At 51.9% G+C, this 5,572-nt stretch carries 8 protein-coding genes; 5 read left to right on the forward strand and 3 right to left on the reverse strand.

The window, feature by feature from the left end:
* The 3 genes from AB7E65_RS11700 to AB7E65_RS11710 form a co-directional block, all read left to right on the forward strand.
* Positions 1-233, forward strand: a 233-nt coding sequence (locus AB7E65_RS11700) for a hypothetical protein (protein WP_428745978.1), incomplete at its 5' end; no start/stop codon positions are given.
* 47 nt (positions 234-280) lie between these two features.
* A complete protein-coding gene (locus tag AB7E65_RS11705; RefSeq protein WP_428745979.1) occupies positions 281-577 on the forward strand; it encodes a DUF2845 domain-containing protein in 297 nt (98 codons plus the stop codon).
* A gap of 140 nt (positions 578-717) precedes the next feature.
* Positions 718-1,662 carry a tyrosine-type recombinase/integrase gene (locus tag AB7E65_RS11710; RefSeq protein ID WP_428745980.1) on the forward strand — a complete coding sequence of 315 codons (945 nt, stop codon included), beginning with the start codon at positions 718-720 and terminating at the stop codon, positions 1,660-1,662.
* 20 nt (positions 1,663-1,682) lie between these two features.
* Here the strand turns inward: AB7E65_RS11710 and AB7E65_RS11715 are convergent, their stop codons facing one another.
* The 3 genes from AB7E65_RS11715 to AB7E65_RS11725 form a co-directional block, all read right to left on the reverse strand.
* On the reverse strand, positions 1,683-1,970 hold the full coding sequence (locus AB7E65_RS11715; protein ID WP_428745981.1) for a hypothetical protein: 288 nt from the start codon (positions 1,968-1,970) through the stop codon (positions 1,683-1,685).
* Between the two features lie 460 nt (positions 1,971-2,430).
* Complete coding sequence (locus AB7E65_RS11720; RefSeq protein WP_428745982.1) at positions 2,431-2,730, reverse strand: YtxH domain-containing protein; 300 nt, start codon at positions 2,728-2,730, stop codon at positions 2,431-2,433.
* Positions 2,727-3,128 (reverse strand): DUF948 domain-containing protein, encoded by a 402-nt coding sequence (locus tag AB7E65_RS11725; RefSeq protein ID WP_428745983.1) that lies wholly within the window; start codon positions 3,126-3,128, stop codon positions 2,727-2,729. Before AB7E65_RS11725 ends, AB7E65_RS11720 begins: the two co-directional genes overlap by 4 nt.
* A gap of 677 nt (positions 3,129-3,805) precedes the next feature.
* Between AB7E65_RS11725 and AB7E65_RS11730 the strand changes: the two genes are divergently transcribed.
* Both AB7E65_RS11730 and AB7E65_RS11735 read left to right on the forward strand, forming a co-directional pair.
* Positions 3,806-4,939, forward strand: a complete 1,134-nt coding sequence (locus AB7E65_RS11730; protein WP_428745984.1) for an AI-2E family transporter — start codon at positions 3,806-3,808, stop codon at positions 4,937-4,939.
* A 75-nt stretch (positions 4,940-5,014) separates the two neighbouring features.
* Positions 5,015-5,557 (forward strand): YqiA/YcfP family alpha/beta fold hydrolase, encoded by a 543-nt coding sequence (locus AB7E65_RS11735; protein WP_428745985.1) that lies wholly within the window; start codon positions 5,015-5,017, stop codon positions 5,555-5,557.
* Positions 5,558-5,572 lie beyond the last annotated feature (15 nt).

The raw sequence follows: 5,572 nt of genomic DNA on the forward strand, positions 1-5,572 counted from the left end.
AAAGATCTGCCGGTCTAGGTGTCGTCATCTCGTCTCCTCCTGTTTCCCCAACGTACTCTAGGGAAACCGGGGGAGAATGTCCAGCTCTTTTTTATGGCGGTGGAAAATTTGCTGCCCGGATGCTGTCAAAAATGGGTAATGCTCCCAACTATACTTGCCAGGTTAAATACAACGGCGGAGAGCCTGCAGACATTCGTAACTGGACCATTCAAAATCTGCAGATAATACAATAACCATAGCGGTCCGCAAATCCGCGTAAAAACATGAAAAAGGAGAGAAAATGAAAAAAGCCATTATTGTTCTAGCCATGCTTACCATTGCTAATACCGCGTTTTGTGGAGACATTGTCCGCTGTTCAGGAAGAATCATAGAGCCGGGCATATCAAAATACGATCTGATAAAATACTGCGGCAAACCTGACGCAAAGACCATCACCGGTACCGAAAAATCTGGAAGCAAATATAATTCTTACGAATTAAATGTTGAAGAATGGATGTACCAGTCGTTGAGCCGCGGCAATGACTATGTCATCACGGTCATAGGGTCATCAGTTCGCAGAGTACGGCGAATCGACTGATGGCAGTCCGACCTAAAAAAGACAAAGACGGCAACATCATCCCCGGAGAATTCTTCATCGATGTCCGTCTCAAGGGGCGCAGCGGCCCGCGTGACCGGATCCACTTTATCGGCACAGAGGTAGAGGCCCGCGATTATGAAGTGTCCCTCAAAGGGGCAAACGGACCAGGCATCGGCGCATCTGTCACCCCCACATTCATCGAGGCCATCCCTGATTTTTTGCGTGACTACGGCAACCAGGTCAGCAAAAACACCATCAGTGACTTTCATTGGGCCTGGAAGCAGCTCGAAGGCTCCTTCGGCAAGATCCACATGGCCAAACTCACCCCAGCCATAGTCGAAAAATACAAAGCCAAACGCCTCGCAGACGGCGTCAAAAAACGCACCATCAACCGCGAGCTGTCGTACCTCAGCGCCATCATCAAGTGGGCCGAAGAAAACAAGCACATACCGCCGCTTGCGTACCGCATTAAGCGCTTTCCAAAAAAACAGACCAAATCGCCCACGCCCGCGGTTCACACACCGCAAGAGATCCAGGCGATTATCGATGAAGTCCCGGAGAAAAAACGCGGCATCGTCTATCTGCTCTATGACGCCGGCCTACGCCGATCAGAAGCCCTCAACCTGCAGGGCTCACAGGTCGACCTGGCCCGAAAGGTCATCACCGTAACCGGCAAAGGCGGCAAAGAACGCCTCGTACCCATCCTCACCGAGCGGCTGCACGACGAACTCAAAGCCCGCATCAAAGAAAACGGCAAAGGCTACCTCTGGACGAACCCATCAACCGGGCAGCCGTACAAAGAGATCCGCAAACTGCTGCACAACGCCGCAGCCAGGGCAGGGGTCGACAAACGCATTTATCACCACCTGCTGCGCCACGACCACGGCACCCACTCCGCAATGGCCGAAGTCGACCCCAGAGCCGTGCAGCTCATGCTCGGTCACAGCAACCTGAGCACCACCCAGCTCTATACTCATATCGCGGGTGATTTCCTCGCAACACAAGGGTCTAAATTCGCGAAACTTATCAGAACCGCAAAAAGCGTGGACAAAAAACAGCCAAAAAAACAAAGAAAAACCGAATAGTTATAGGCAGCCCTTTGAATTCAGGGTCTAGTGCGCGTAGGCGCGTGGGAGTTCGAGTCTCCCCTTCTCCGGGAAGATGTTTTCTTTGTTTCTTTCCCCTGACTTTCGGATTTTTCTCCTGCCCTCACTTGTGTCAGTTTTTCAACTTCCTTGGTTGCCTGTTTGACTTGTTCGACCGGCTCTTTAATGTCGCGAACTTTTTCCTGGATACGCATTAAACTTACTGGTGCCCGGTCAAGCCATGTCTTTGCCGGATCAATGAGCAAGAAAACCGAACCGCGCAGCAAGACAACGACTTCGAGTACCACGATGGCGGCTCCCACACTCTTTGGGGCTCTCAGGTTTTCCATTTCCCGGACGATCGGAGCGAGCAGAAGGCTGGAAAAAAGAGCGAGAACGAGGGGGGAGCAGGAAATATCGAGCGAAAAAAAGGGTATAGAAGACCGCCAGGTCGAACAGACCGTTCAGGGCCAGCGAAGAGGACAAACCTGGAGTGCGTGCGCACTCCGCTTCTACGGAAGATGGATGCGGTTTTTCTTTTTCCCCCTCATCTCGCGTGCATTCTTTTGTCATAATCGTTCCTGCGAAATGTAACTAAAGTAAATCATCAGAATTTTCGGGTCTATTTCCACCGCCTTTCGACAGACGACATCATGGCTCTTAGTTGAAGGAGGATGTCTATGAATCACCCATAATAAATGGCGAAGTTAACAGTATGCCCGGTTCTCATTGAGCCCTGGCCTTCGAGATTCGTTAGCTTTTTTTGGCCTACTTGGTCTTCTCGGCTTCCATTGCTTCCTTTCCGGCTTTTACTGCCGCCTTGACCTGATCGGATTTTTCTTCCACCCGGTGCATACCCTCCTCAACGGTTTTTTTCAGGCGCTCTTCCGCCTCTTTGGTGATGTTATTCATTTTGGTGCGTGTCTCATCGACCATACCCTGGAGCTTTTCGCGTGTTTCCGACCCAGAGCGAGGGGCGGTTAACAGTGCGAGCCCTCCACCAATGACCGCACCGAGAGTGAATGCCAAAAATGTCGTCCCCAATCCATTATTTCGATTTTCTGTCATAAGCTGTTCTCCTTTTCATCGGTTTTTTGAAACAGGACCTTGCTTGCCGCCTTGATTCCCACAACGAGCCCTCCTGCGATTTCAGCATATCGATACATATCCTGCCGTAAAAAACTGCTTGCATGTCGAAGCGATTCGGCCAGTTCATCTAAGGTTTCTACCATATCCTCTGCTTTGTCGGTTCCTTTCTCAACCTTTCCCGTAATCCGGTTAATTCGCTCCATGGTTTCATTCAGGTCTTTCACCGCAGGGGGGAGTCCACTTCGCAATTCACTCAATAACGCGCCAGCTTCCTGAGCGGTCTTTTTAACCTGCCAAATCAGTGGCAAGAGAAATGATACAAGAATTATAACCACCACAAGGAAACCGAGCGTCAGAATATCAACCTGGACTGTCATAGTCGCCCTCCCGTTTTTTAATCTTTCTATATGAATTAGACCACAAATGGATAATGTGGCAATTGATTGACTTGCAAAAAGTGAAAAGGGACAGATAAATGTCAAATTCTGTCACTTTTTTTGGAGGTACAGAAAGTTTCGGTTCTATCCACCTTCGTCTGGTGGAAAGAACCGTAATTTTTTTTTCGTATGCCTAGGAGGCTGTCGGACTTTGGAAGAATCTACTGCGAAACCAGCAAATCGGACCATATTTCCGCAAATTTTCGACAAATAGGTCTACTATTCGCTCTCAAATTTCCGAAAATCTGTCCTCGATTTGCCAATTTCTCGTGACGATCCCCAAAGTCCGACAGCCTCCTAGAGCTTGATTTCCGCAGCCTTTTCCGACCCGTCCATCTTTGTTGTCCTCGGGAGACCTTGTGTGTCGCGGAAAATAATTTACTGTATGTTGCACCGAAAGCCTTGCCCCTTTACCCATGACAAGGGGAGGACTTCCACTTTTGCGAGAATCTTTTTCGGCACCAAGTAAAGAGAAGGGGTAGGCCTTTTCAAACTTACCCCTTTTTTCTTTCGTGTGCCCATCATATCTGCGTTATTTTATATGAAGTTTGTATCCATACAGTTTTTTCAATGGACTCTGATCTGGGCAGAGGATTTGCGCCGGAGGGAACGAACCAATGAATAAGGCTTCAAAAAACAGCAGCAAAGAACAGTTCAAGCTGGAGCAGCGGTCTTTTCTGCTGATGCTGATACTGGTGACCCTGCTCTTTCTGGGGGTTCTCAAGCCATTCTGGGGGGCGATCTTCTGGGCCTGCATCATCGGGTTGATTTTTCATCCCATTTACAGTCGCCTGGCCTTATACTGGAACCAGCGTGTCAATCTGGCGGCCCTGGCGACGCTGACGGTATGCGTGGTGATTGGTGTCGTGCCATCGCTGTTCGTACTCGGTTCTTTTTTTCAGGAGGGAGCCAGTCTTTATCAACGGCTGCAGAGTGGCGATTTCGATCTGGGCAGCCGCATTGAAGTCATCCGCGATTCTTTCCCTGCGGTTCAGCATTTTCTGGAGCGCTTCAATCTTGATCTTAACGACCTCAAGAATCAGCTTTCCTCGGCGGCGCTCGGCGCCAGCCGGTTTCTTGCACAGAACGCGGTTGAGGTCGGGCAGGGCACGCTGCAGTTTTTTGTCGGTCTCGGCCTGATGCTCTACCTGTCGTTTTTTATGCTGCGCGATGGATCGAAGTTGGTTCAACTGCTGGTGCGCGCCCTGCCGCTGGGCGATGAGCGCGAGCACCTGCTTTTCACCAAGTTTGCCGAAGTGGCCCGCGCAACGGTTAAGGGAAACCTGGTCGTGGCGGTTGTCCAGGGCACCCTCGGCGGAATCATTTTTGCGATTCTCGGCATATCGGGGGCGCTGCTGTGGGGGGTCGTTATGACCTTGCTGTCGCTGATCCCGGTGGTCGGAGCGGGCCTGATCTGGGCGCCGGTGGCGGTCTACCTGTTCGCTGTCGGAGAATGGGTCGATGGCCTGATACTGACCGCATTCGGGGCAGGCGTCATCGGTCTGGTCGATAACGCCCTGCGGCCGATCCTGGTCGGCCGCGACACCAAGCTGCCGGATTACATGGTGCTGCTTTCGACCCTTGGCGGCTTTGCCGTGTTCGGAATGAACGGCTTTGTCATCGGTCCGTTGGTCGCGGCGCTGTTTGTCGCGTTCTGGGAGATTTTCATGCGGGAGTTCAATGCGCCGCATACGGATATTCCCCCAGCAGCTTCCTCTGCGGAGAATTCGCCCGCCGATGATTCTATTTGAGCCCGTTGTCTCCCAGGCTGTTTTCATCGCCTGGTTTTATCCAGTAATGCACTGAAAGGGAGGTGAGGTTCAGTCATGCAACCCACCATCTACTTCGCCCATGGCAAGGAAAGCGGTCCCTGGGGCGCTAAGATTCAGGCACTGGCCTCGCTGGCCGAGGGCAAGGGCTGCCGTGTGGAGAGTCCTGATTATTCCGGGATCGCGGACCCCGACGTGCGGGTTGAAAAGCTTTTGTCCCTTGCGGCCCCAAAAAGCGGGCCTCTGGTACTGGTCGGTTCCAGCATGGGAGGTTATGTTTCGACGGTGGCTTCCCGGCAGCTTCGCCCGACCGGGTTGTTTCTCATGGCTCCCGCTTTTTATCTGCCCGGGTATCTGGAGCAGGAGCCGGTTCCTGAGGCCAAGCTGACTTCGATTGTCCATGGATGGAACGATGAGGTTGTGCCCGTTGAGAATGCCATCCGTTTTGCCCGAAGGCACCGGTGCGAACTTCACCTGCTCGCCAGCGACCATCGGCTGATGAGCCATCTGGAGGTTGTTGAGCAGCTTTTCGCCGACTTTCTCTGCCGGATCACAGGCTCTTCTTCATGCGCCCAGACCACGGCTGATCGAGGACCATGAATAAACAGAACCTTT

It is taken from the genome of Syntrophotalea sp., assembly GCF_050253115.1.
In the GTDB taxonomy this organism is placed as follows: domain Bacteria; phylum Desulfobacterota; class Desulfuromonadia; order Desulfuromonadales; family Syntrophotaleaceae; genus Syntrophotalea; species Syntrophotalea acetylenica.

What these genes read in the sequence shown, in the direction of transcription:
- AB7E65_RS11705 (WP_428745979.1), top strand. Translation starts at nt 281, where the DNA reads ATGAAAAAAGCCATTATTGTTCTAGCCATGCTTACCATTGCTAATACC.
- AB7E65_RS11720 (WP_428745982.1), bottom strand. Translation starts at nt 2,730, where the DNA reads ATGACAGAAAATCGAAATAATGGATTGGGGACGACATTTTTGGCATTC.
- AB7E65_RS11725 (WP_428745983.1), bottom strand. Translation starts at nt 3,128, where the DNA reads ATGACAGTCCAGGTTGATATTCTGACGCTCGGTTTCCTTGTGGTGGTT.
- AB7E65_RS11730 (WP_428745984.1), top strand. Translation starts at nt 3,806, where the DNA reads ATGAATAAGGCTTCAAAAAACAGCAGCAAAGAACAGTTCAAGCTGGAG.
- AB7E65_RS11735 (WP_428745985.1), top strand. Translation starts at nt 5,015, where the DNA reads ATGCAACCCACCATCTACTTCGCCCATGGCAAGGAAAGCGGTCCCTGG.